Here is a 21,032-nt window from a genome sequence, read left to right on the forward strand (position 1 = left end):
GACCGTCCTCGGGCAGGAGGCGACTGTGTGCGCCCTCACACTGCGACCGTCTGACCGTTTAAGTCAATGCCTCGCACTGGCTGAACTTTTCAGACGCTCGAATTCCTCATCTGGCGTTTACGGTCACCCCACTGCGCTTCCACGCCTCGACCACGAGATGGGACTGCACGGCCTCGGCCCTGCGCACCCACGGCTCCTCCGTCAGGAAGGCGTGCAGCGCCCCCTTCGACGGCTGGGTCACGTCGACGAGCAGCTGGTGCTCGCCCATGACCACGGCCGCGTACCGCACCAACGGTGACTCGACGAGCAGCCGGCCCACCTCCTCGACCTCGCCGGGCCGGGTCCTGATCCACAGCAGCGCCTGCACGGGCAGGCCGAGCAGCGCCGGCTCCACGACCGCGCGAATGCTGACGAGCCCGGCGCGGCTCAGCGCGTCGACGCGGCGCCTGGCCGTGGCGACCGAGACCCCGGCGACGGCGGCGAGTTCGTCGTTCGTGCACCGCCCGTCCGCGGCGAGGGCGCGCAGGATGGCCTCCTCATCGGGCGCGAGCTCGACGTCGGTGAGGCCCACCCGGTCGTCCGGCCGTTCGCCGCCCCCGAGCGCCTCGGCCTCGGCGGCGTCGAGGATGCCCGGCGACCACTCGTGCACGGTGCGGAAGTAGCGCAGGACGGGCGCGACCTGCTGCTGCACGAGCCCGGGAAGGGCGGGCACGTCGTCCAGCATCAGGCGTCCCAACTGTCCTGGCGGGCACTGCAGTTCGGCCACGCAGTCGGCCACGCCCGCGAGCACGTACGAGAAGACGACATCAGGACGCCGGGCCGTGGCGAGGGCGGCCTCCCGCACGGATCCGGGCCGGCAGTTCATCCGCAGGATCACGGTCTCGCCGCGCACGACGAGCCCGCGCACCGCGACGTCCCCGCTCTCCACGAGCCGGTGCCCACGCCGCGCCACCTTCCGCTCCGGCTCCCCCAGCACATCGGCGATCCGCCGCCAGGAGGCCCGCCCGTCGATCTGCAGGGCGGCGACGATGCGGCGGTCCAACTCGTCGAGCGGGGCGGGGGGCGCGGTCGGATTCTGCTCGGTGGTCACGGAACGACCCTAGTCGAGCCATGTCGGCCCACATCTGAAAAACAGATCACTCACCCCGGAAACATCTGTTGGACAGGGGTTGGGGCGCGTCGAAAGATGTCTCGTGCGGTGCCGCGGAACCAGCGATGGACCAACTACCGCTCAAGTGGAGGCTTCAATGCCCAATGAAGAAACGGACGTTGTCGTCGTAGGCGCAGGTCAGGCCGGTATCGCCATGAGCGAGCACCTGGGGAACCTGGGCATCCGGCACATCGTCCTGGAGCGGGACCGGATCGCCGAGCGGTGGCGCACCCAGCGCTGGGACTCGCTCGTCGCGAACGGGCCCGCCTGGCACGACCGGTTCCCGAACCTGGAGATCCCCGACGTCGGCCCCGACGCCTTCGCGACGAAGGAGCAGGTCGCGGAGTACTTCGAGCGGTACGCCGAGAAGATCGACGCCCCGGTGCGGTGCGGCGTCGAGGTGTCCAAGGTGCGCAAGCACGAGGGCCGCCCCGGCTTCCGCGTCGAGACGTCCGAGGGCACCATCGACGCCGGGTTCGTGGTGGCCGCGACGGGTCCCTTCCAGCGGCCCGTGATCCCGCCCATCGTGCCGGAGGGTGCGGTCCGCACCCAGATCCACTCCAGCGAGTACCGCAACCCGGAGCAACTGCCCGAGGGCGCCGTGCTGGTGGTGGGGGCCGGCTCCTCGGGCGTGCAGATCGCCGACGAGCTGCGCCGCTCCGGCCGCCGGGTGTTCCTGTCCGTGGGGCCGCACGACCGGCCGCCGCGGCAGTACCGCGGGCGTGACTTCTGCTGGTGGCTCGGAGTGCTCGGCCTGTGGGACCTGACGACGCCGCCGCAGGGCGCGGCCCACGTGACCATCGCGGTCAGCGGGGCGCGCGGCGGCCACTCCGTCGACTTCCGCGAGCTGGCGGGCACCGGCATCGAACTCCTCGGCATGACCTCCGCGTACGAGGACGGGGTGCTGAGCTTCGCGCCCGACCTCACCGAGAACATCGCGCTCGGCGACGAGAAGTACCTGGAGCTGCTGCGGGCGGCCGACGCGTACATCGAGCGCAACGGGCTCGAACTCCCCGAGGAGCCGGAGGCGCACGTCCTCGGCCCCGACCCGGAGTGCCTGACCGACCCCCGGCTCGCGCTCGACCTGGCCGCGGCCGGTGTCGCCTCGATCGTCTGGGCCACGGGCTTCGCCGCCGACTACAGCTGGCTCGACGTCGACGCGTACGACGAGAACGGCCGCCCCGACCAGCGCCGCGGCGTCTCCACCGAGCCCGGCGTCTACTTCCTGGGCCTGCCCTGGCTGTCCCGGCGCGGGTCGAGCTTCATCTGGGGCGTCTGGCACGACGCCAAGTACGTCGCCGACCACATCACGACCCGGCGCGGATACCTCGCGTACGGCAGCAACTGAGGAGAGATCATGGCCAACGCCCCGATCGTGGCCGGCGGGCACACCCGGATCCGGCCGTTCAACACCCGCGACACCTACCCCGAGCAGAACCTCGACAACGACCTCTGCCAGGCCGTCGTCGCCGGAGACACGGTGTACGTCCGCGGCCAGATCGGCCAGGACCTCGACACCAGCGAGAACATCGGCGTCGGCGACGCGGAGGCGCAGGCCGAGCGGGCCATGGCGAACATCAAGATGCTGCTTGAGGAGTCCGGCAGCCGGATGGAACACCTGGTCAAGCTGACGATCTACCTGATCGACCCGCGCTACCGGGAGGCCGTGTACCGCACGGTCGGGCGCTGGACCAAGGGCGTGCACCCCATCTCGACCGGCATCGTCGTCTCGGCGCTCGCCCGTCCGGAGTGGCTGTGCGAGATCGACGCGGTCGCCGTGATCCCCCAGTCGTCGAAGGAGGCGCGGGCATGACGTTCTCCCTGGTGGTACGCGACGGTGAGCGGTTCGGCATCGTGGGCAGCTCGTCGAGCCCCGCGGTCGCCGCCCGCATCGCCCATCTGCGGCCCGGCGTCGGCGCGGCGTCCTCGCAGAACATCACCGACCCGACGCTCGGCACGGATCTGCTCGACGGTCTCTCCGAGCACGGTGACGCGGAGCGCGCGCTGGCCGGGGTCACGGGCGCCGCGCGCAACGAGAAGACCATCTCCTACCGGCAGTTGACCGTCCTCGGCCGCACCGGCCCCGGCTTCGCGTACAGCGGTCCGCACACCCTCGGCACGTACGCCACCGCCACCGCCGAGGGCGCGGTGGCGGCCGGGAACATGCTCTCCGGGACCCACATCCCCGGCGTGCTCCTCCAGGCGTACGAGGAGGCCACCGGCGAGCTGGAGGAGCGCCTCGTCGCCGCCATGAAGGCCGCCGTAGCGGCGGGCGGCGAGGCCGGTCCCGTGCACTCGGCGGGCCTCGCGGTCGTCGCCGACGTCGGCTGGCGCGTCACCGACCTGCGGATCGACTGGGCGGACGACCCGATCGACCGGCTCGGCGAACTCCTCGACGTCTGGCTGCCGCAGCGCGACGACTATGTGACGCGCGGCCTGGACCCGGCGAGCTCGCCCTCGTACGGCGTTCCCGGGGACGCACGATGAGTGCCCTCAAGGACGCCGCCCGCACGGAGGTCGACCGGCACGCGGAGCAACTGATCGGCCTGTCCGAGCGGTTGCACGCCGACCCGGAGACCGCGTGGGAGGAGCACCGGGCGGCCGCGGCCGTGCCGGAGCTCCTCGACCGGGCCGGATTCGACGTCACGTCGAAGTACCTGGGCCTGGACACCGCGTTCCACGCCTCCTTCGGCAGCGGGCCCCGGCGGATCGCGCTGTGCGCCGAGTACGACGCGCTGCCCGGCCTCGGGCACGCATGCGGGCACAACCTGATCGCGGCCTCGTCCATCGGCGCCGCGCTCGGCCTGGCCGCCGTCGCCGACGACCTCGGGCTCACCGTGGAGGTCTACGGCACCCCGGCCGAGGAGGGCGGCGGCGGCAAGATCGAGCTGCTCGACCGGGGCGCCTTCGCCGGGGTCGACCTCGCGATGATGGCGCACCCGGCGCCGGTGGACGTCGCCGAGGCGCAGCCGTTCGCGGTCAGCCACTCCAAGGTCTCCTACTCGGGCAAGTCCGCGCACGCCGCCGCCTACCCGGAGGCCGGGGTCAACGCGGCCGACGCCTTCACCGTCGCCCAGGTCGCCATCGGCCTGCTGCGCCAGCAGCTCCCGGCCTCCGCGCGGGTGCACGGCGTCGTGACGCACGCCGGGGACGCCCCGAACGCCATCCCCGAGCGTGCCTCGGGCCGCTGGTACGTGCGCGCCGAAACCCTCGCCGAACTCGCCGAGTTGGAGCCGCGCGTCATGCGGGCCTTCGAGGCGGGCGCCCTCGCGACCGGCTGCGACCTGGCGATCGAGCCGGAGAGCAAGCCGTACGCGGAGTTCCGCGCGGACGAGTCCGCGCTCGCGCACTACCGCGCCAACGCCCTCGCGCTCGGGCGGGAGTTCGCCCCGCCCGGCCAGGCCGCGCGCATGAACCGCGCCTCCACCGACATGGGCAACGTGTCGCAGGTGGTGCCCGCCATCCACCCCTACATCGGCATCGGCTCCCTGCCCGCCACCAACCACCAGCACGAGTTCGCCGCGTACTGCGTGGGTGCCACCGCCGAGCGGGCGCTGCTCGACGCGGCGGTCGCGCTGGCGTGGACGGGCGTGGACCGGGCCGGCCCTTCCGAGGAGGCGAAGACATGACCGTGACCGAGCAGCCCGAGACCGCGGTGTCCCCCGACGCCGCCACCCTGCGCAGAAGCGTCGCGGCCGGAGCCGTCGGCGTCTTCGTGCACTGGTTCGACTGGGCGGCGTACGCGTATCTCGCCGGGACCGTCGCCAAGGTGTTCTTCCCGGCCGACGACAGCACGACCGGCCTGCTCGCCGTGTTCGGCGTCTTCGCGGTGTCCTTCGGCGTCCGGCCGATCGGCGCCCTCGTCTTCGGGCCGCTCGGCGACAAGATCGGTCGCAAGCGCACGCTGTCCCTGGTCATCTTCATGATGTCCGGCGCGACCCTGGCGATCGGGCTGCTCCCCGGCTACGACTCGATCGGCATCGCCGCACCGGTCCTCCTGGTGGTGCTCCGCCTCGTCCAGGGGTTCGCGGCGGGCGGCGAGTTCGGCAGCGCGGCCAGCTTCCTCGCGGAGAGCGCGCCGCGCCGCCGCCGTGGCTTCGGGGTGAGCTGGCTGGAGGTCGGCTCGCTGCTCGGCTTCCTGGCCGGCTCCTTCGTCTTCCTGCTGCTGTCCTCGGGGCTCGACGACACCCAGCTCACCTCCTGGGGCTGGCGGATCCCGTTCCTCGTCGCGGCGCCGCTCGGCGTCATCGGCGTCATCATCCGCAACAAGATCGAGGACACGCCGGAGTACCGCGCCCTCGAAGCGAACGACACCGTCCCGCGCAGCCCCGCCCGCGAACTCCTGCGCACCCACAAGCGCCAACTGCTCCAGGCGGCAGGCCTGATGACGGCCATGCACGTGCCGTTCTACGCGGTGCTGACCTACCTCGTCACGTACGAGACCGACCACCTCGGCCACTCCGCCGACAGCGCGGCCCTGCTCTCCACCGTGATCTCGCTGCTCGGCCTCGTGCTCGTGCCGCTGTTCGGCGCGCTGTCCGACCGGGTGGGGCGCAAGCCGGTGTTCATCGTGGCGACGGGCGCCCTCCTGGTCGTCTCCACCCCGGCGTTCTGGCTGATGCGGACCGGGATGGCCGGGACCTGGATCGGCGGTCTCGCGCTCGGCGCGATCCTGGCGGCGATCCTCGGCACGTACGCCGTGTGGTCGGCGGAGGTCTTCCCGACGCGGACCCGGCAGAGCGGCCTGTCCATCTCGTACAACGTGACGGCGGCGCTGTTCGCGGGCACCGTTCCGTACCTGATGACGCTGCTCATCTCGGCGACCGGGAGCACGCTCGTGCCCGGCCCGTACCTGATGGTGTTCGCCGTCGGCGGGCTCGTCGCGGCGCTGTCCCTGAAGGAGACGGCGGGTTCCGCGCTGCTGCACGCGGAGGACGTGTCGGAGCCGTCTTCGGAAGCGGCATAAGGTCGGGCCCGTACCCGGATCACCTGGCAAGGGCCCCGTATGACATCACCGCTCGGTTTCACCCTCGTTCAGCTGCGCTACTTCCTGGTCGCGGCCGAACGCGGCTCGATGACGGAGGCGTCGGCCGAGCTGCACATCGCGCAGTCCGCCGTGTCCGCCGCCATCCACAACCTGGAGCGCGACCTCCAGGTGCAGCTGTTCATCCGCCGCAGGGGCCGGGGCCTGACCCTGACCCCCGCGGGCGAGCGGCTGCGGGCGCAGGGCCGGGACCTGCTCGCCCGCGCGCGCGAGGTCGAGCGGGAGGCGCGCGGCGACGGCGCGGAGCTGTCCGGACCGGTGACGGTCGGCTGCTTCGTGACCCTCGCCCCGTACTACCTGCCGCGCCTGTTCAGCGAGTGCACGCGCCGCCACCCCGGCATCGAGATCGACGTGGTGGAGGCGGAGGCGGACGAGCTCGTCGAGGCCCTGACGACCGGCCGCATCGACTTCGCCCTCACCTACGACCTCGGCCTGTCCACCGAACCGGAACTGCGCAGCGAGACGATCGCCCGCGCCCCCGCATACGTGATCGTCGCGGCCGACCACCCCCTCTCCGGCCGGGGCAGCGTGTCCCTCGCCGACCTGTCCGCGGAGCCCCTCGTCCTCCTCGACCTCCCGCACAGCCGCGACTACTTCCGCTCCCTCGTCGCCGCCACCGGCACCGCCCCCGACGTCCGCTACCGCACCCGCAGCTACGAGACGGTGCGCTCCATGGTGGCCCGCGGCCTCGGCTACTCGGTGCTCAACCAGCGCCCCGCCACGGGACTGACCTACGGCGGCGGCGAGATCGCCGAGCTCGAACTCCGTGACGCCGGGCGTCCGTTGGAGGTCAGGATCGCCTCGCTCGGCGGCATGACGCAGAGCGCGCGGGCCCGCGCGGTGATGGACGTACTGCGGGAGAACTCGGACGGGGTGTGACTCCTCCAGGTCCGGCCCCTACAGGTCCGCGCACCCCGTCACCACGCGCGCGTGCACGCGGATCAGGCGCTGCACCTCCTCCCGCGTGAGGGCGGCGTTGCGGCTCACGATGTGCAGTCCGTAGCCGTCCTCCAGCGCCACCAGGTTCCTGGCGAGGTCCCCCACGGGCGCCGTGAGCGTGAACTCCCCGGTCGCGGCGCCCACTTCGAGCGCGGTGGCGTACAGGCCCACCTCGCTCGCGAACAGTGACGCCATCAGCTCGGCGTGGCCGGGGCTGCGGTCGGCCCTGCGGTGCAGTTCGAAGAGCAGGCCGTGCGTCGCGTCGCCCGGGTCGGACGGCAGCCCGGAGGCGATCAGCGCGCGCAGCCGCTCCACCGGGTCGGCCACCTCGTCGGTGACCGCGTGCCGCGCGGCGAGGAAGCGCTCGACGGCGCCCCGGTGGACCTCCAGGACCAGCTCGTCCAGCTCCGGGTAGTAGTACAGGACCGAGCCCGCGGACATGCCGGCCTCCGCCGCGATGTCCTTGATGCGCAGCCCGTCGAGGCCCCGCTCCGTGATGGCCCGCCCCGCCGCGTCCACGAGCGCCTCGCGCCGCGCGGTCTGGTTCTTCGGTCTCCCCGGTTTTCCCATGCGGTTAATTCTCTGTTACGCGATTCAAGAAAATCAAGCGGATCCGTCCCGAGGCATTGACGGACCTCTGACGCATTGTTTGAATCCAACTTCAAAGATCCCTTCGCGGATCCCGCAGTTCTCGCACAGACCGCTCCCGTACGCCCCGCGCCGTACGCAATCGAAGGTCACCGCATGACGACGCACTCGCACTGGCGGCAGCGCGCCGCCGAGTTCGCACCCCGCACCCGCCTCTACATCGACGGGACGTGGGCCGACCCCTCCGGCGGGGAGTGGCTCCCCACCGTCAACCCGGCCACCGGCAAGCCCGTCGCCGACGTGGCGGTCGCCTCGGCCGCCGACGTCGACCGGGCCGTGGCCGCGGCCCGCGCCTCCTTCGAGGACGGCCGCTGGTCGCGCACCGACCCGGCCGAACGCAAGCGCGTCCTGCTGAAGCTGTCCCGCCTCATCGAGGAGCACGGCGAGGAGCTCGCCCTGTGCGACACCCTCGACATGGGCAAGCCGATCGCCGAGTCGTACGGCACCGACGTGCCCGGCGCCGCCGCCGTCTTCGCCTGGTACGCCGAGGCCATCGACAAGCTGTACGACGAGGTGGCACCGGCCCCGCCCGGCAACCTCGCCCTGGTGCGGCGCGCCCCGCTGGGCGTCGTCGGCGCGGTGGTGCCGTGGAACTTCCCGCTGGACATCGCGAGTTGGAAGCTGGCGCCCGCGCTTGCGGCAGGAAACAGCGTCGTGCTGAAGCCCGCCGAACAGTCCCCGCTGTCGGCCCTCCTCCTCGCCGAACTCGCCACCGAGGCGGGCCTCCCGGACGGCGTCCTGAACGTGGTGCCGGGCCCCGGCGAGGTGACGGGCCGCGCGCTCGGCCTGCACCCGGACGTCGACACCCTCGTCTTCACCGGCTCCACCGCCGTGGCCAGGAAGTTCCTCGGCTACTCCGCCGAGTCGAACATGAAGCAGGTGTGGCCCGAGGCCGGCGGCAAGAGCCCCGACGTCGTCTTCGCCGACGCCGACCTCGACGCCGCCGCCGAACGCGCCGCGTGGGGCTTCGCGTACAACGCCGGGCAGGTCTGCTCCTCCAACACCCGGCTCCTGGTGGAGGCGTCCATCGCCGAGGAGTTCACCGCCCGCGTCGCCGAGCACGCCCGCACCTGGATCCCCGGCGACCCGCTCGACCCCGCCACCCGGATCGGCCCGCTGGTCGACGAGGCGCAGGTGGAGCGCGTCCTCGCCGCGGTGCGGGCCGCGGGCGGGACGCTCGCCTGCGGCGGCACCCGGCCGGACGGCGAGGGCGCGTACCTGGACCCGACGGTCGTCACCGGGCTGCCCCCGGAATCCCCTCTCGTACGCGAGGAGTTGTTCGGCCCGGTCCTCGTCGTCCTGCCGTTCCGCGACGAGGCGGAGGCGATCCGGCTCGCCAACGACTCCGCATACGGCCTCGCCGCCTCCGTGTGGACGCGGGACATCGGCCGCGCGCACCGCGTCGCCGACGCCCTGACCGCGGGCACCGTCTCGGTCAACACCGTGGACGCGCTCAGCCCGCTCACCCCGTTCGGCGGCTTCAAGCAGTCGGGGCACGGCCGCGACCTCTCCCTGCACTCCTTCGACAAGTACACGGGCCTGAAGACCACGTGGATCGCGTACATCTGAAAGGGCTTGACCACACCATGAGTGACACCACGAGCCGCACCGCAGACCAGCTCGCCGCCCTCGACCGGGCGCACATCATCCACCCCTACCTGCCGGGCAGCGCCACCGAGCGCGTCGTGATGACCGAGGGTTCGGGCTGCCGCCTCACCGACTCCGAGGGCCGCAGTTACCTCGACGCGACCGGTGGCCTGTGGCTGGCGCAGGTCGGGCACGGCCGCGAGGACCTGGCGGACGTCGCCCACGAACAGATGAAGAAGCTGGAGTACTTCACCAGCTTCTGGGAGTTCTCCAACGACCGCGCGATCGAACTCGCCGCCCGGCTGGCCGACTTGGCGCCGGACCCGCTGAACCACGTGTACTTCACCTCCGGCGGTTCCGAGGGCAACGAGGCCGCCATCAAGATGGCCCGCTACTACCACCACCGCCGCGGCGACACCGACCGCACGTGGATCCTGGCGCGCGACAAGGCGTACCACGGCATCGGCTACGGCGGCGGCTCGGCCACCGGATTCCCGCTGTACCACGAGGGCTTCGCCCCGATGATGCCGCACGTCTCGCACCTCACGCCGCCGTGGCCGTACCGCACGGACCTGTACGGCGGCGAGGACCCCACGGACTTCCTCATCCGCGAGTTGGAGGAACGCATCGCGGAGATCGGTCCGAAAAACATCGCGGCGATGATCGGCGAGCCCATCATGGGCGTCGGCGGCATGCTCGTCCCGCCGGCCGACTACTGGCCGCGGGTGCGCGAGACCCTGGACCGGCACGGCATCCTCCTCGTCTTCGACGAGGTCGTCACGGCGTACGGGCGCGTGGGCGAGTGGTTCGCCGCCCAGCACTTCGGCGTGACGCCGGACATCATCGTCACGGCAAAGGGCATCACGTCCGGCTATGTGCCGCTGGGCGCGTTGATGGTCGCCGACCAGGTCGCGGAGGTACTGCTGCGGGACCACGGCTTCCCGATGGGCTACACGTACAACGGCCACCCGGTCGCGACGGCCGTCGCCCTCGCCAACCTCGACGTCATCGAGAAGGAGGGCCTGCTGGGGCGGGCGAAGACGATCGGCGCGACGCTGCACGGCGAACTGGAGGCCCAGCTGGGCGAGTTGCCGATCGTCGGCGAGATCCGCTCGGTGGGCATGATGCTGGCGGTGGAGCTGGTGGCGGACCGCGACACCCGCGCGCCCCTCTCCCTTCACCCCGACCGGATGCCGCACGACGTGATCCGCCGCGAGACCGGCGTCATCGTCCGCGACTCCGCGCACAGCCTGGTCCTGTCCCCGCCGCTGATCATGACGGAGACCGAGGCCAAGGAGGTCGCGTCGGCGCTGCGCGGCGTACTGGAACGCACGGAGCCGACCGGGGAGATCCGGGAGGCGTAACGCCCCTGGCCCGGCGGCAGGACTCGATCCCCGCCGCCGGGCCCACCCCCTTTCGCACCTGCCCGGCCCGCACACCGCTCGCAGTCCCCGACCCCCTCCCTAGGAACTGCCCGTGTCGACGAACCTCCCCTCCGCAGAGCCACAGACACCGCCCGACGCCTCCGCCTCGGACTCGAACCTGCGGCGCAGCCTGAAACGCTTCGACATCACGGCGATGGCCGTCGCCGCGGTGATCTCCTTCGACACCATCGGCCAGATCGCGACGGGCGGCGGCGAGGCGGCCACCTGGACCGCAGCCATCGCCCTCTTCTTCCTGCTCCCCTACGCCCTGTTGTTCGCCGAGACGGGCGCCGCGTTCCCGCAGGAGGGCGGCCCGTACGTCTGGGTGAAGCTGGCCCTCGGCCGCCCGGCGGCGGCGCTCACGACCCTCTTCTACTGGGTCACCAACCCGATCTGGCTGGGCGGTTCACTGGTCTTCCTGGCCGCCGAGACGTGGGACGGTTTCGTCTTCCACCTGGGCTCGGGCACGTTCGCGGACTACACGTTCAAGCTGCTCTTCGTGTGGATCGCGATCCTGACGGCGATCGTCTCGCTCAGTCGCGGCAAGTGGATCACGACGGCGGGCGCGGTGGTGAAGGTCCTCTCGCTGGCCCTCTTCACGGTCACCGCGATCCTGTACGGGGCGGAACACGGCTTCCAGGGCCTGTCGCAGGCCCACTTCGCCCCGTCGACGGCCGGCTTCCTGGCCCTCGTCCCCATCCTCCTGTTCGCCTACGTCGGGTTCGAGGCGCCGAACGCGGCGGGCGAGGAGATGCACGACCCGCAGCGCGACGTCCCCGCGGCGCTCGGCCGCTCGGCGACGATCGCGGCGGCCTGCTATCTCCTGCCTGTCCTGGCCCTGCTGGCGGTCGTCCCGGCCTCGAAGGTCACCGGCATCGGCGGCTTCATGGAGGGAATCCGCCTGGTCTTCGGCGTCTACGGCCCGGCGGCGGGCCCGCTCCTGACGTGCACGGCGGTGGGATTCGTCTTCGCCCTCCTCACGCAGGGCAGCGCGTGGATGATCGTCAGCGACCGCATGCAGGCGATGGCGGCGGCCGACGGCGGCTTCTTCAGCCGCGCGCTGGGCGCCTTCCACCCGAAGCTCGGCACCCCGGTCCGCACGAACCTGCTCTCGGGCGCGGTGGCCACGGTGTTCATGCTGGCGGCGATGCAACTGGTTCGCGGCGATACGGGCGCGATCTTCAGCGTGGTCCTGACGGTGGCGGTGACGACGCTCCTGCTCTCCTACCTCCTGGTCGTCCCGGCCCTTGTGGTCCTGCGCGTGCGCCGCCCGGAGGTCCCCCGGCCCTACCAAGTCCCCTTCGGCAACCGGGGCTTCATGATCTGCGCGGCCCTCGTCTACGCCTGGATCCTGATCGGCTCCTGGGCGGCCCTCTTCCCCGGCGTCCTGGAGTCCGTCTTCGGCATCGACTACGACTTCATGGCCGAGTGGGGCGTCTCCCGCACGACCTTCGAGACGTTCACCCTGGGCACGATCGCGGTGCTCCTGCTGGTGGGGGCGGCTGGGCTGACAGTGGCTCGGCGGGGAACGGCGCCTTCGGACGAAGGCACGCACGAGCGGCACACCGCACCACACACCCGATAACGGCGCCGCCGGGCCCTGCGTTCACTGGTCAGTCCTCGTCGCGCAGGCGGGCCGCAAGATACGTCAGGGGAGCGCGGCTTGCCTCCGTCACACCCCGTGCGCTCAGGTGGGCGTGCGTCGCGTCCAGACGACCGAGGGCGGCGGCCAGGCGGTCGAAGTAGTTGCCCTACACCGCGGTGGCGAGGCGAACACACTCGGCCGGTCGTCGAGATACTCGTCCTGCGGCTGCGGTCCGGCAGCTGAGTTCTCTTGGTCGAAAACCCGTCTACCAGGAGCTTCTTCGCGCTGTCAGCCCAACGAGCAAGCCCGACCAGCAGGTTGGAACAGGGCTCATTGAAACGGAACGTTCGCCGCAACGCTCTCACCCGTGGAAACGAGTATCTGAGAGATCCGAGTCAGCACAGATCAGCACCGTCTGCAGATCTCGGCCTTCCGGACGACAGGAAGGGCGGTCTCCCCGTCGACGACCTCATGACCCGGGTACCGTCGAGTCGCTACGGTTGAGCCACGAGGTGCCTTGTGCGGCTGCGGCCTTCTCCTCGCCGTGCTCTCGCAGCGTGCGCATCACCTCGCCGGGGCGCGGTGCCGGCCGCGCTTCTTGCCGGTACGGATGACGAGGCGGGAGGCGGGCGATCTCGTGCAGCGAAGGTGTTAATCGTCGCGCAGTCGGCATGCGGTGGCGACGAATCCCACCCGTAGTGACCGAAACGACAACGGCAGCTCACATACCGCCCACTCAGCCTCTACGCCGTGAAGAAGTCAATGAGTGCGCGCGCGACCTGGCCGGGCGCGTTCTCCGTAGGGATGTGCCCTGCATCCGGGATACGTATGAGTGTGGTGTGCGGGATCTCCGAGGCGAACCGCTCGGCGTACTCCACCTCATCTGGGCGTTCCCGCACGCGCGGGCGGGCCTGGCGCGGGTGCAACGGGAGCAGTGGCCAGCGGCCGGATATGACGACCTGGGGAGCGATTGCTTCGGGCCAAAGTGGCCCGCAGGCTCGGCGAGCGGGTGCGTCTGGGATCTTTCTTCCATGAACACAGCACCTGACGGATTGCCGGTCTGTCGAGTCTTGACCGGGCCGGATGACGCCACGTTCTGCCGGCGTGTGAGCGAAGCGATGGATCTTGGCTACGAGCTGCACGAAGGCCCCGCCGTCACCTTCAATGGTGAGAGTGCCATCGTCGGCATTGCCGCAGCCTCCGCCACCCGTGAAGCGCTACGCGTTGGCCGTCGAGGCACTTCTCGTGCCGGGGGGGCGCCTGTCAGTGCGGGGGTGCAAGGAACCCCTCGACCACGCAACGAACCTTTGAGACCGCGTCACTTTCGCCCAGGCGCAGTGCCGTGTTTGCGGCGTTGAGTACAGCGTCGATCTGAAAGGCCGTGAGGTCCACGTCCAGTTGGGCGATCTCCCCGGTGTTCACGGCGCAGCCGAGTTCGCCGGCGAGAAGAGCGAGCCAGGTGCGGCGGTGGAGCAGCAGGGTGTCACGGACTTTCCCGGGCCGGCTGTCGAAGTCGGGGAGGCAGGCCGCCCAGAAGCAGCCTCCGGCGAACAACGGTGCCTCGATGTAGGAGATCCAGCGTTCCGTCAGTGCGCGGAGCCGGGCGGTGCCTGGCTGAGCGGTCAGCGCGGGGCGGATGACCGCTTCGGTGAACTCTTCGCGCGCCAACTCCGCGACCGCGAACTGCAGGTTCTCCTTGGTCTTGAAGAGCGTCTGAATGCCGCTCTTGCTCAGCCCCAGGTCGGTGGCCAGACGGCCGATGCTGATCCCGTTGAGCCCTTCCAGGGACGCGACGTCGACGCCGTGGCGCGTGATCTTGTGCCGGGTCCGGGCACCGCGGACGAGGCGCTGGTCCGCCACGGTCGCGCCTGCTGCTTCCGTTGAAGACACGGCCACTTGTCGCCCTCGGCTCCCTGAGTGCTCGTTCATCGACTCCATCCTGTCATGCGCTTGCCTCAAGCATACGACCGATCGTATGTTTACTTTGCAGGCACATTGAAGGAGGCACCGATGCATGAACAACGCAGGTTCGAACTGGCGCACGCGCTCGCCGTCGCCAAGAGTCGACAGGACGTTCCCGCCGCCCTGCGGCTCTTCCACCCAGACATGGTTCTCGAGACCCCGGCCTTCGGTACGACGGCTCGGGGCCTGGCCGAGAACGAGAAGGCGTTACGGCGGTTCTTCGCCTCGTTCCCCGACTACGACGTCGTCCTGCACGGCCACGCGAGCAATGGCGACACGCTCGTGTGCTGGGGTACAGCGCGGCTGACCATGACGGGCAACCGGTTCGGCGCCGCCCCCAACGGCGAACGTGCTGAGATACCGGTGTTCATCCAGTTCACTTTCAAAGACGACCTGATTGCAGGCGAACGCTTCTTCTTCGACCTGGCGACGCTGTGCGCTCAGTCGGGCGTCTCGACGGACGCGGTCCGGCAGAGACTGTTCCCCACGCTCGCAGGAGTCGACGCGACATGACGGCAGACCCACGCGTGAAGGACGTCGGCGAGATCCGGACAGCGCACCTCTTCGACATGGTCATCGACCTGAACCCCCGCCTGCCCATCGGCAGCGGCCCGTTCGGCCGGCGCGTCCTCTTCGGTGCGTCAGGCGGCACGTTCCACGGCCCCAGGCTGAACGGCGACGTCCTCCCCGGCGGGGGAGACTGGGCGCTGTTCGCCCCCGACGGAGCGATGACCCTGGACGTACGCCTGACACTGCGCACCCACGACGACGCCCTCCTGCACATGACCTACGGCGGCCGCTGGGTCACCCCGCCCGAGGTGCGCGACGCCCTGGCCGACCCCGACGAGCGGTACCGGATCGACCCGGCCCACTACTACTTCCGGACCAACCCGCTTTTCGAGACGGGGGCAGAGCCTTACACATGGCTCAACGACACAGTCTGCGTCGGGTCGGGTTACCTCGTCGAAGGCGGCATCGCCTACAAGGTCTTTCAGATCCTGTAACGAAACGTCATGGCGGGGACACGTCGGGGCGCGAGGGCCCTCCGTGTGCAAGGATCTGCGCCGCGCCCACACACCGGCCCAACGACGCATCCGCGGTGAGGACTGCGCGTTCACCGATGAAACCGTTCGCGCCATGCTCGACGAGGCCCTCACCGACACGGGCCTGACCGAGGTCACCAGTGCCCCGCTTCGCTACACACCGTACGACTTCCGACGGCTGTTCATCACCGATGCCGTCCCCAACGGGCTACCGCCGCACATCGCACAGGTGATCGCTGGCCATCAGGACATCAACGTGACTCTCGGTTACAAGGCCATCTGTCCCGAAGCGGCGATCCAGGCGCATATGGCCTTCCTCGCCCGCCGCCGGCCCCTTCGCCCGAGCGATGAATACCGTGTCCCCACCGACGAGGAATGGCAGGAGTTTCTCGGCCACTTCGAGCGGCACAAAGTCTCCATCGGAGCATGCGGCTGCATGTTTGCCAGATCAGCGAAGTGGCGCTAAGTCACCCGCTAGACATTGAAGCGGAACTCCACCACGTCGCCGTCCTGCATCACATAGTCCTTGCCCTCCATGCGCGCCTTGCCGGCCGCGCGGGCGTCGGCGACCGAGCCCGTTTCGACCAGGTCGGCGAAGGAGATGACCTCGGCCTTGATGAAGCCCTTCTGGAAGTCGGTGTGGATGACACCAGCCGCCTCGGGGGCCGTCGCGCCCTTCTTGATGGTCCAGGCGCGGGACTCCTTGGGGCCTGCCGTCAGGTAGGTCTGGAGGCCCAGGGTGTCGAAGCCGACGCGGGCCAGGGTCGCGAGGCCCGGCTCCTCCTGGCCGACGGACTGGAGGAGTTCGAGGGCCTCCTCCTCGTCGAGCTCGGCGAGGTCCGCCTCCAGCTTGGCGTTGAGGAAGATCGCCTCGGCGGGGGCGACGAGGGCGCTCTGCTCGGCCTTGAAGGCCTCGTCCGTGAGCTCGTCCTCGTCGACGTTGAAGACGTAGAGGAAGGGCTTGGTGGTGAGGAGGTGCAGGTCGTGGAGGAGCTCCTCGTTGCCGGAGCCCTGGACGATGCCCTGGGAAGAGAGCGTGTCGCCGCGCTCCAGGATCTCCTTGGCCGCCTCGACCGCCTTGACCTTCGGGGCGATGTCCTTCTTGATGCGCGATTCCTTCTGGAGGCGCGGGAGGACCTTCTCGATGGTCTGGAGGTCGGCGAGGATCAGCTCGGTGTTGATCGTCTCGATGTCGTTCTTGGGCGCGACCTTGCCGTCGACGTGCACGACGTTCTCGTCCTGGAAGGCGCGGATGACCTGGCAGATCGCGTCGGACTCGCGGATGTTCGCCAGGAACTTGTTACCCAGGCCCTCGCCCTCGGAGGCGCCGCGCACGATGCCCGCGATGTCGACGAAGTCGACCGTGGCCGGGAGGACCTTCTGGGAGGAGAAGATCTCGGCCAGTTTGGTGAGGCGGGTGTCGGGGACGCCGACCACACCGACGTTCGGCTCGATCGTGGCGAACGGGTAGTTGGCCGCGAGCACGTCGTTCTTGGTCAGGGCATTGAACAGGGTCGACTTGCCGACATTCGGCAGACCGACGATTCCGATCGTGAGCGACACGTTGCGACTTCCCGTACGTGGTGTGGGTGGGTGTGGGGCTGGGCAGTCCACCAGTCTACGGCCTCGCCGAACCCGACAGACTTGCGCCAAGTGCGGTCAAGCTCTACCAAAGGGCGTGTCCCTTGGGCCATTGGACACATAAGCGCATCTATCTTGGCCTTGTGGAGCAACCCAGGACGCGTCCCCCGCAGGCCAGGCCCCGCCGCACGGCACCGCTTCCGCCGCAGGCGCAGGGCGATCAGGACGGCGCCGCGCCGTCCGCCGAGTCGGCCACCGTGTACCGGGCCGCCCGCTCGGTCCGGCCGCCCGTCGGTGGCACGCGCCGGTCCTTCCGCTTTCCGAATCCACGGCTCACCGGGCGGGGCAGCGGGCTGTTCTGCATCGCAGCGATGCTCGTGGTCGGTTTCCTCGACCGGCTGCTGTTCGGCGGCTCCGGAGCCTTCTTCGGCGTGCTGTTCCTGCTGGTCGGCGGGCTCACGGCGGTGTGGGTGCGCAATGCGGACCTGGTGACGGCGCCGGTCGTGGTGCCCATCGCGTTCGCCGTCGGCATCGTGCCGATCTCCGAGGGCACGGGCGGCTTCGGCCAGCAGTTCATGGGGCTCGCGACGACGCTCGCCATGAACGCGATCTGGCTGTACGGCGGGACCCTCGTCGCCGGTGTGCTCGTGACCGTACGGAAGCTGCGGCTGATGGCACGGCGGGCCGCGGTGCGCCGGGCCGCCGGGCGGCAGCAGGCGTCCGGCGCCAAGTCCTCGTCCCAGGCGCCGGGCCCGCGCCGAAGCACCGCGTAGCGCGACCGCTCCTGGGCACTACGCGCGCGATGCCGCCATCGCCGCTCCCACGATCCCCGCGTTGTTCTGCAGCTCGGCGGGGACGATCTCGGCCTTGATGCCCTCGATCAGCGGCAGGAACTTGTGCGCCTTGCGGCTGATGCCGCCGCCGATGATGAACAGCTCCGGGGAGCAGAGCATCTCCACGTGCGCCAGGTACTTCTGGACGCGGTGCGCCCACTTCTCCCAGCTGAGGTCGTGGTCCTCCCGCGCCTTCGTGGACGCGTGCTTCTCGGCCTCGTGCCCGTTCAGCTCCAGGTGGCCCAGTTCCGTGTTCGGCACCAGGACGCCCTCGCTGAACAGGGCGCTCCCGATGCCCGTACCGAAGGTGAGCAGCAGCACGGTGCCCTTGCGGCCGCGGCCCGCGCCGAAGTGCATCTCGGCGACGCCCGCCGCGTCCGCGTCGTTGAGCACCGTGACCGGCAGCCCGTCGAGCTTCTTGCTCAGCAGGGCCCGCGCGTCCACGTCGATCCAGCTCTTGTCGACATTGGCCGCCGTACGGATCGTGGCGCCGCCGGTGACGACGCCGGGGAACGTGATGCCCACCCGGTCGGGCCGGGCGTCGGCGAAGTGCTCGACGACCTGCCTGACCCCGTCGGCCACGCCCTCCGGCGTGGCCGGGTGCGGGGTCAGCACCTTGTGCCGCTCCTGGGCGAGATCACCGCGCTCCAGGTCGACCGGGGCGCCCTTGATCCCGGATCCGCCGATGTCCACACCGAAGATCTGCATGACTCCACGTTACGACGGGAGACCGACAGTCACTCCTTGGAAGCGGACGAAGCGGATGAAGCGGACTCCCCGGCACCGCCGACCAGCGTCTGCGCCTCGGCCCGCAGGTCGCGGCGGAGCTCCTTGGGCAGCGAGAACGTGATCGACTCCTCGGCCGCCTTCACGATCTCCACGTCCGCGTAGTCGCGCTGCTTCAGGTACTCCAGGACCTCCTCGACGAGGACGTCCGGGACGGAGGCACCGGAGGTGACGCCGACGGTCGTGACGCCGTCGAGCCAGGACTCGTCGATCTCCGAGGCGTAGTCCACGAGGTACGCCTCGGTGGCGCCGGCCAGCTTGGCGACCTCGACGAGCCGCTTGGAGTTCGAGGAGTTGCGCGAGCCGACGACGATGACGAGGTCGGAATCGGCGCCCATCTGCTTCACGGCGAGCTGACGGTTCTGGGTGGCATAGCAGATGTCGTCGCTGGGCGGCGAGACGAGGCCGGGGAACTTGGTCTTCAGCGCGTCGACGGTCTCCATCGTCTCGTCGACGGACAGCGTGGTCTGGGACAGCCAGACGACCTTCTCCGGGTCGCGGACCTCGACCTTGGCGACGTCCTCGGGGCCGTCGACGAGCGTGATGTGCTCGGGGGCCTCGCCGGAGGTGCCGATGACCTCCTCGTGGCCCTCGTGTCCGATCAGGAGGATGTCGAAGTCGTCCTGGGCGTAACGGATCGCCTCCTTGTGGACCTTGGTCACCAGGGGGCAGGTGGCGTCGATGGTGGCGAGCTTGCCGCGCTCGGCCTCCTCGTGGACGGTCGGTGCGACACCGTGCGCCGAGAACATCACGATGGAGCCCTCGGGGACCTCCTCCGTCTGCTCGACGAAGATGGCGCCCTTCCGCTCCAGGGTCTCCACGACGTACTTGTTGTGCACGATCTCGTGGCGGACATAGATGGGGGCCCCGTACTGCTCGAGGGCCTTCTCGACGGCGATCACGGCACGGTCCACACCGGCGCAGTAACCCCGGGGGGCGGCGAGCAGGACGCGGCGGGAGCCAGGCGTTGCAGTCATGTCTCCCATCGTAAGGGCGTACCCGGGGGGCTAAAGATCGCGCCCGTGGGGAGACTGGGGGTCTGCGCGATCTACGGAGGCACGATGTCCGCCGACACCCCCCACGCAACGCATGAGGAAACCGCTCTGCGGCGCAGTCTCGGCTTCCGGGACCTCGTGGTCTACGGGCTCCTCTTCATCGCCCCCATGGCGCCCGTCGGCGTCTTCGGCACCCTGGACGCGAAGTCGCACGGCGCCGTGGCCCTCGTCTACGTCGTCGCGACGATCGCGATGGCGTTCACCGCATTCAGCTACGCACAGATGGTGCAGGTGGCCCCGCAGGCGGGCTCGGTCTTCGCCTACGCGCGCGCGGGTCTCGGCAAGGGCCCCGGGTTCATCGCGGGCTGGATGGCGATGCTCGACTACGTGCTGATCCCGGCAGTGGCGTATCTCTTCGCCGGTATCGCGATGAACTCCCTGGTGCCCTCGGTCTCCCAGTGGGTGTGGACGGCGATCGCGGTGGTCGTCACGACGCTGCTCAACCTGTGGGGTGTGCGGGCCGCGGCCCGGGTCGGGTTCGCGGTCCTGGCCCTGGAGATCGTGGTCCTGCTGGTCTTCATGGTCGCGGCAGTCGCGATCCTGGCCACGGACGGACCGCAACGCGACTGGCTGTCCCCGCTGACCGGCGACGGCACGCAGGGCGCGTTCGCGCTGTCGGCGGTGATCGGCGCGGTGTCCGTGGCGGTCCTGTCCTACCTGGGCTTCGACGCCATCGCCTCGTTCGCGGAGGAGGTCACCGGGGGTTCGGCGAAGGTCGCGCGGGCGGTGCTGTTCTGCCTCGTCCTCACCGGTGTGCTGTTCGTCGCGCAGACCTACTTGGTCGCACTGCTGGAGCCCACCACGTCGGCGCAGCTCGCCGACGACCCCGGAAAGCAGGGCAGCGCCTTCTACGACGCCGTGGACGCGTCCGTGGGCTCGTGGCTGCACGACCTGGTGGCGGTGAGCAAGGCGATCGGCGCGGCGTTCGCGGCGCTCGCCGGGCAGGCGGCGGCCGGGCGGCTGCTGTTCGCGATGGCCCGCGACCGGCGGCTGCCGAAGGCCCTGGCGCGCACGTACTCCGGGGTGCCGCGGGTGGCGCTGCTGCTCGCCGCGGTGATCACGCTCGTCGCGGCGGTGTGGGCGGCCAGCCGGGACGACGGCATGGACCACCTGGTCTCCGTCGTCGACATCGGCGCCCTGACGGCCTTCACGCTGCTGCACGCGAGCGTGGTGGGGTACTTCGCGGTACGCCGTCGTGGGGACACGATGAGCTGGTGGCGGCACATCCTGATCCCGGTGGTCGGCGCGGCGATCACGATCGCGGTGATCGTGGAGGCGTCCCCGACGGCGCAGGTGGTCGGCGCGATCTGGCTGGCCGTGGGGCTCGTGGTGCTGGCGGCGCAGCGGGGCCGGGAGCCGTCGCTGCCCTCGCCGGGCGGCGGCACGGCCGACTGA

General features: G+C 70.4%; 20 protein-coding genes and 1 pseudogene. 15 read left to right on the forward strand and 6 right to left on the reverse strand.

The features are described from left to right. Nucleotides 1-106: 106 nt before the first annotated feature. A complete protein-coding gene (locus tag ACIA8D_RS00065; protein ID WP_399227627.1) occupies nt 107-1,090 on the reverse strand; it encodes an AsnC family transcriptional regulator in 984 nt (327 codons plus the stop codon). Between the two features lie 157 nt (nt 1,091-1,247). Between ACIA8D_RS00065 and ACIA8D_RS00070 the strand changes: the two genes are divergently transcribed. The 6 genes from ACIA8D_RS00070 to ACIA8D_RS00095 are packed head-to-tail and all read left to right on the forward strand — an operon-like array spanning nt 1,248 to nt 7,073. Continuing rightward, entirely contained in the window at nt 1,248-2,498 is a 1,251-nt protein-coding gene (locus tag ACIA8D_RS00070) for a flavin-containing monooxygenase (RefSeq protein ID WP_399227628.1), read from the forward strand. 9 nt (nt 2,499-2,507) lie between these two features. After that, nucleotides 2,508-2,963: a RidA family protein gene (locus ACIA8D_RS00075; RefSeq protein WP_399227629.1), complete on the forward strand. Its 456-nt coding sequence runs from the start codon at nt 2,508-2,510 to the stop codon at nt 2,961-2,963. After that, entirely contained in the window at nt 2,960-3,637 is a 678-nt protein-coding gene (locus ACIA8D_RS00080; RefSeq protein WP_399227630.1) for a DUF1028 domain-containing protein, read from the forward strand. Before ACIA8D_RS00075 ends, ACIA8D_RS00080 begins: the two co-directional genes overlap by 4 nt. Next, nucleotides 3,634-4,779 carry a M20 family metallopeptidase gene (locus ACIA8D_RS00085; protein ID WP_399227631.1) on the forward strand — a complete coding sequence of 382 codons (1,146 nt, stop codon included), beginning with the start codon at nt 3,634-3,636 and terminating at the stop codon, nt 4,777-4,779. The genes ACIA8D_RS00080 and ACIA8D_RS00085 overlap by 4 nt, the downstream gene beginning before the upstream one ends. Beyond that, nucleotides 4,776-6,116, forward strand: a complete 1,341-nt coding sequence (locus tag ACIA8D_RS00090; protein ID WP_399227632.1) for an MFS transporter — start codon at nt 4,776-4,778, stop codon at nt 6,114-6,116. Before ACIA8D_RS00085 ends, ACIA8D_RS00090 begins: the two co-directional genes overlap by 4 nt. 39 nt (nt 6,117-6,155) lie before the next feature. Next, on the forward strand, nt 6,156-7,073 hold the full coding sequence (locus ACIA8D_RS00095) for a LysR substrate-binding domain-containing protein (RefSeq protein WP_399227633.1): 918 nt from the start codon (nt 6,156-6,158) through the stop codon (nt 7,071-7,073). Between the two features lie 18 nt (nt 7,074-7,091). Here ACIA8D_RS00095 and ACIA8D_RS00100 read toward each other — a convergent pair whose 3' ends face one another. Further along, nucleotides 7,092-7,703: a TetR/AcrR family transcriptional regulator gene (locus ACIA8D_RS00100; protein WP_399227634.1), complete on the reverse strand. Its 612-nt coding sequence runs from the start codon at nt 7,701-7,703 to the stop codon at nt 7,092-7,094. Nucleotides 7,704-7,877: 174 nt separating this feature from the next. Here ACIA8D_RS00100 and ACIA8D_RS00105 point away from each other — a divergent pair, with 174 nt between their 5' ends. The 4 genes and pseudogenes from ACIA8D_RS00105 to ACIA8D_RS00120 all read left to right on the forward strand — a co-directional run. Further along, entirely contained in the window at nt 7,878-9,350 is a 1,473-nt protein-coding gene (locus ACIA8D_RS00105; RefSeq protein ID WP_399227635.1) for an aldehyde dehydrogenase family protein, read from the forward strand. Nucleotides 9,351-9,367: 17 nt separating this feature from the next. Beyond that, nucleotides 9,368-10,732 carry an aspartate aminotransferase family protein gene (locus ACIA8D_RS00110; protein WP_399227636.1) on the forward strand — a complete coding sequence of 455 codons (1,365 nt, stop codon included), beginning with the start codon at nt 9,368-9,370 and terminating at the stop codon, nt 10,730-10,732. Between the two features lie 112 nt (nt 10,733-10,844). Beyond that, on the forward strand, nt 10,845-12,377 hold the full coding sequence (locus ACIA8D_RS00115; protein WP_399227637.1) for an APC family permease: 1,533 nt from the start codon (nt 10,845-10,847) through the stop codon (nt 12,375-12,377). A 1,031-nt stretch (nt 12,378-13,408) separates the two neighbouring features. Beyond that, nucleotides 13,409-13,570: pseudogene (locus tag ACIA8D_RS00120) on the forward strand (DUF1737 domain-containing protein); the annotation flags it as partial. Nucleotides 13,571-13,640: 70 nt separating this feature from the next. Here ACIA8D_RS00120 and ACIA8D_RS00125 read toward each other — a convergent pair. After that, on the reverse strand, nt 13,641-14,237 hold the full coding sequence (locus ACIA8D_RS00125) for a TetR/AcrR family transcriptional regulator (protein WP_399227638.1): 597 nt from the start codon (nt 14,235-14,237) through the stop codon (nt 13,641-13,643). A 150-nt stretch (nt 14,238-14,387) separates the two neighbouring features. On the opposite strand from ACIA8D_RS00125, the gene ACIA8D_RS00130 reads away from it, so the two are divergent. The 3 genes from ACIA8D_RS00130 to ACIA8D_RS00140 are packed head-to-tail and all read left to right on the forward strand — an operon-like array spanning nt 14,388 to nt 15,848. Next, the gene (locus ACIA8D_RS00130) at nt 14,388-14,852 is read left to right on the forward strand and encodes an ester cyclase (RefSeq protein ID WP_399227639.1); all 465 of its coding nucleotides are present in this window, start codon (nt 14,388-14,390) and stop codon (nt 14,850-14,852) included. Then, the gene (locus ACIA8D_RS00135; protein WP_399227640.1) at nt 14,849-15,343 is read left to right on the forward strand and encodes a DUF3237 domain-containing protein; all 495 of its coding nucleotides are present in this window, start codon (nt 14,849-14,851) and stop codon (nt 15,341-15,343) included. The genes ACIA8D_RS00130 and ACIA8D_RS00135 overlap by 4 nt, the downstream gene beginning before the upstream one ends. A gap of 43 nt (nt 15,344-15,386) precedes the next feature. Then, the gene (locus tag ACIA8D_RS00140) at nt 15,387-15,848 is read left to right on the forward strand and encodes a hypothetical protein (protein ID WP_399227641.1); all 462 of its coding nucleotides are present in this window, start codon (nt 15,387-15,389) and stop codon (nt 15,846-15,848) included. An 8-nt stretch (nt 15,849-15,856) separates the two neighbouring features. Here the strand turns inward: ACIA8D_RS00140 and ychF are convergent, their stop codons facing one another. Continuing rightward, nucleotides 15,857-16,945 carry a redox-regulated ATPase YchF gene (gene ychF, locus ACIA8D_RS00145; RefSeq protein WP_399227642.1) on the reverse strand — a complete coding sequence of 363 codons (1,089 nt, stop codon included), beginning with the start codon at nt 16,943-16,945 and terminating at the stop codon, nt 15,857-15,859. 161 nt (nt 16,946-17,106) lie between these two features. On the opposite strand from ychF, the gene ACIA8D_RS00150 reads away from it, so the two are divergent. Further along, a complete protein-coding gene (locus ACIA8D_RS00150) occupies nt 17,107-17,736 on the forward strand; it encodes a DUF6542 domain-containing protein (RefSeq protein ID WP_399227643.1) in 630 nt (209 codons plus the stop codon). Nucleotides 17,737-17,754: 18 nt separating this feature from the next. On the opposite strand, the gene ppgK is transcribed toward ACIA8D_RS00150, so the two are convergent. Next, nucleotides 17,755-18,504 (reverse strand): polyphosphate--glucose phosphotransferase, encoded by a 750-nt coding sequence (gene ppgK / locus ACIA8D_RS00155; protein WP_399227644.1) that lies wholly within the window; start codon nt 18,502-18,504, stop codon nt 17,755-17,757. Between the two features lie 29 nt (nt 18,505-18,533). Next, complete coding sequence (locus ACIA8D_RS00160; protein ID WP_399227645.1) at nt 18,534-19,568, reverse strand: 4-hydroxy-3-methylbut-2-enyl diphosphate reductase; 1,035 nt, start codon at nt 19,566-19,568, stop codon at nt 18,534-18,536. Nucleotides 19,569-19,643: 75 nt separating this feature from the next. On the opposite strand from ACIA8D_RS00160, the gene ACIA8D_RS00165 reads away from it, so the two are divergent. Then, the gene (locus tag ACIA8D_RS00165; RefSeq protein WP_399227646.1) at nt 19,644-21,032 is read left to right on the forward strand and encodes an APC family permease; all 1,389 of its coding nucleotides are present in this window, start codon (nt 19,644-19,646) and stop codon (nt 21,030-21,032) included.

Source organism: Streptomyces sp. NPDC051684 (assembly GCF_044453445.1).
GTDB lineage: Bacteria > Actinomycetota > Actinomycetes > Streptomycetales > Streptomycetaceae > Streptomyces.

Coding starts and splice junctions, on each gene's coding strand:
- ACIA8D_RS00070 (WP_399227628.1), top strand. CDS start 1,248: ATGCCCAATGAAGAAACGGACGTTGTCGTCGTAGGCGCAGGTCAGGCC.
- ACIA8D_RS00075 (WP_399227629.1), top strand. CDS start 2,508: ATGGCCAACGCCCCGATCGTGGCCGGCGGGCACACCCGGATCCGGCCG.
- ACIA8D_RS00080 (WP_399227630.1), top strand. CDS start 2,960: ATGACGTTCTCCCTGGTGGTACGCGACGGTGAGCGGTTCGGCATCGTG.
- ACIA8D_RS00085 (WP_399227631.1), top strand. CDS start 3,634: ATGAGTGCCCTCAAGGACGCCGCCCGCACGGAGGTCGACCGGCACGCG.
- ACIA8D_RS00090 (WP_399227632.1), top strand. CDS start 4,776: ATGACCGTGACCGAGCAGCCCGAGACCGCGGTGTCCCCCGACGCCGCC.
- ACIA8D_RS00095 (WP_399227633.1), top strand. CDS start 6,156: ATGACATCACCGCTCGGTTTCACCCTCGTTCAGCTGCGCTACTTCCTG.
- ACIA8D_RS00100 (WP_399227634.1), bottom strand. CDS start 7,703: ATGGGAAAACCGGGGAGACCGAAGAACCAGACCGCGCGGCGCGAGGCG.
- ACIA8D_RS00105 (WP_399227635.1), top strand. CDS start 7,878: ATGACGACGCACTCGCACTGGCGGCAGCGCGCCGCCGAGTTCGCACCC.
- ACIA8D_RS00110 (WP_399227636.1), top strand. CDS start 9,368: ATGAGTGACACCACGAGCCGCACCGCAGACCAGCTCGCCGCCCTCGAC.
- ACIA8D_RS00130 (WP_399227639.1), top strand. CDS start 14,388: ATGCATGAACAACGCAGGTTCGAACTGGCGCACGCGCTCGCCGTCGCC.
- ACIA8D_RS00135 (WP_399227640.1), top strand. CDS start 14,849: ATGACGGCAGACCCACGCGTGAAGGACGTCGGCGAGATCCGGACAGCG.
- ppgK (WP_399227644.1), bottom strand. CDS start 18,504: ATGCAGATCTTCGGTGTGGACATCGGCGGATCCGGGATCAAGGGCGCC.
- ACIA8D_RS00160 (WP_399227645.1), bottom strand. CDS start 19,568: ATGGGAGACATGACTGCAACGCCTGGCTCCCGCCGCGTCCTGCTCGCC.
- ACIA8D_RS00165 (WP_399227646.1), top strand. CDS start 19,644: ATGTCCGCCGACACCCCCCACGCAACGCATGAGGAAACCGCTCTGCGG.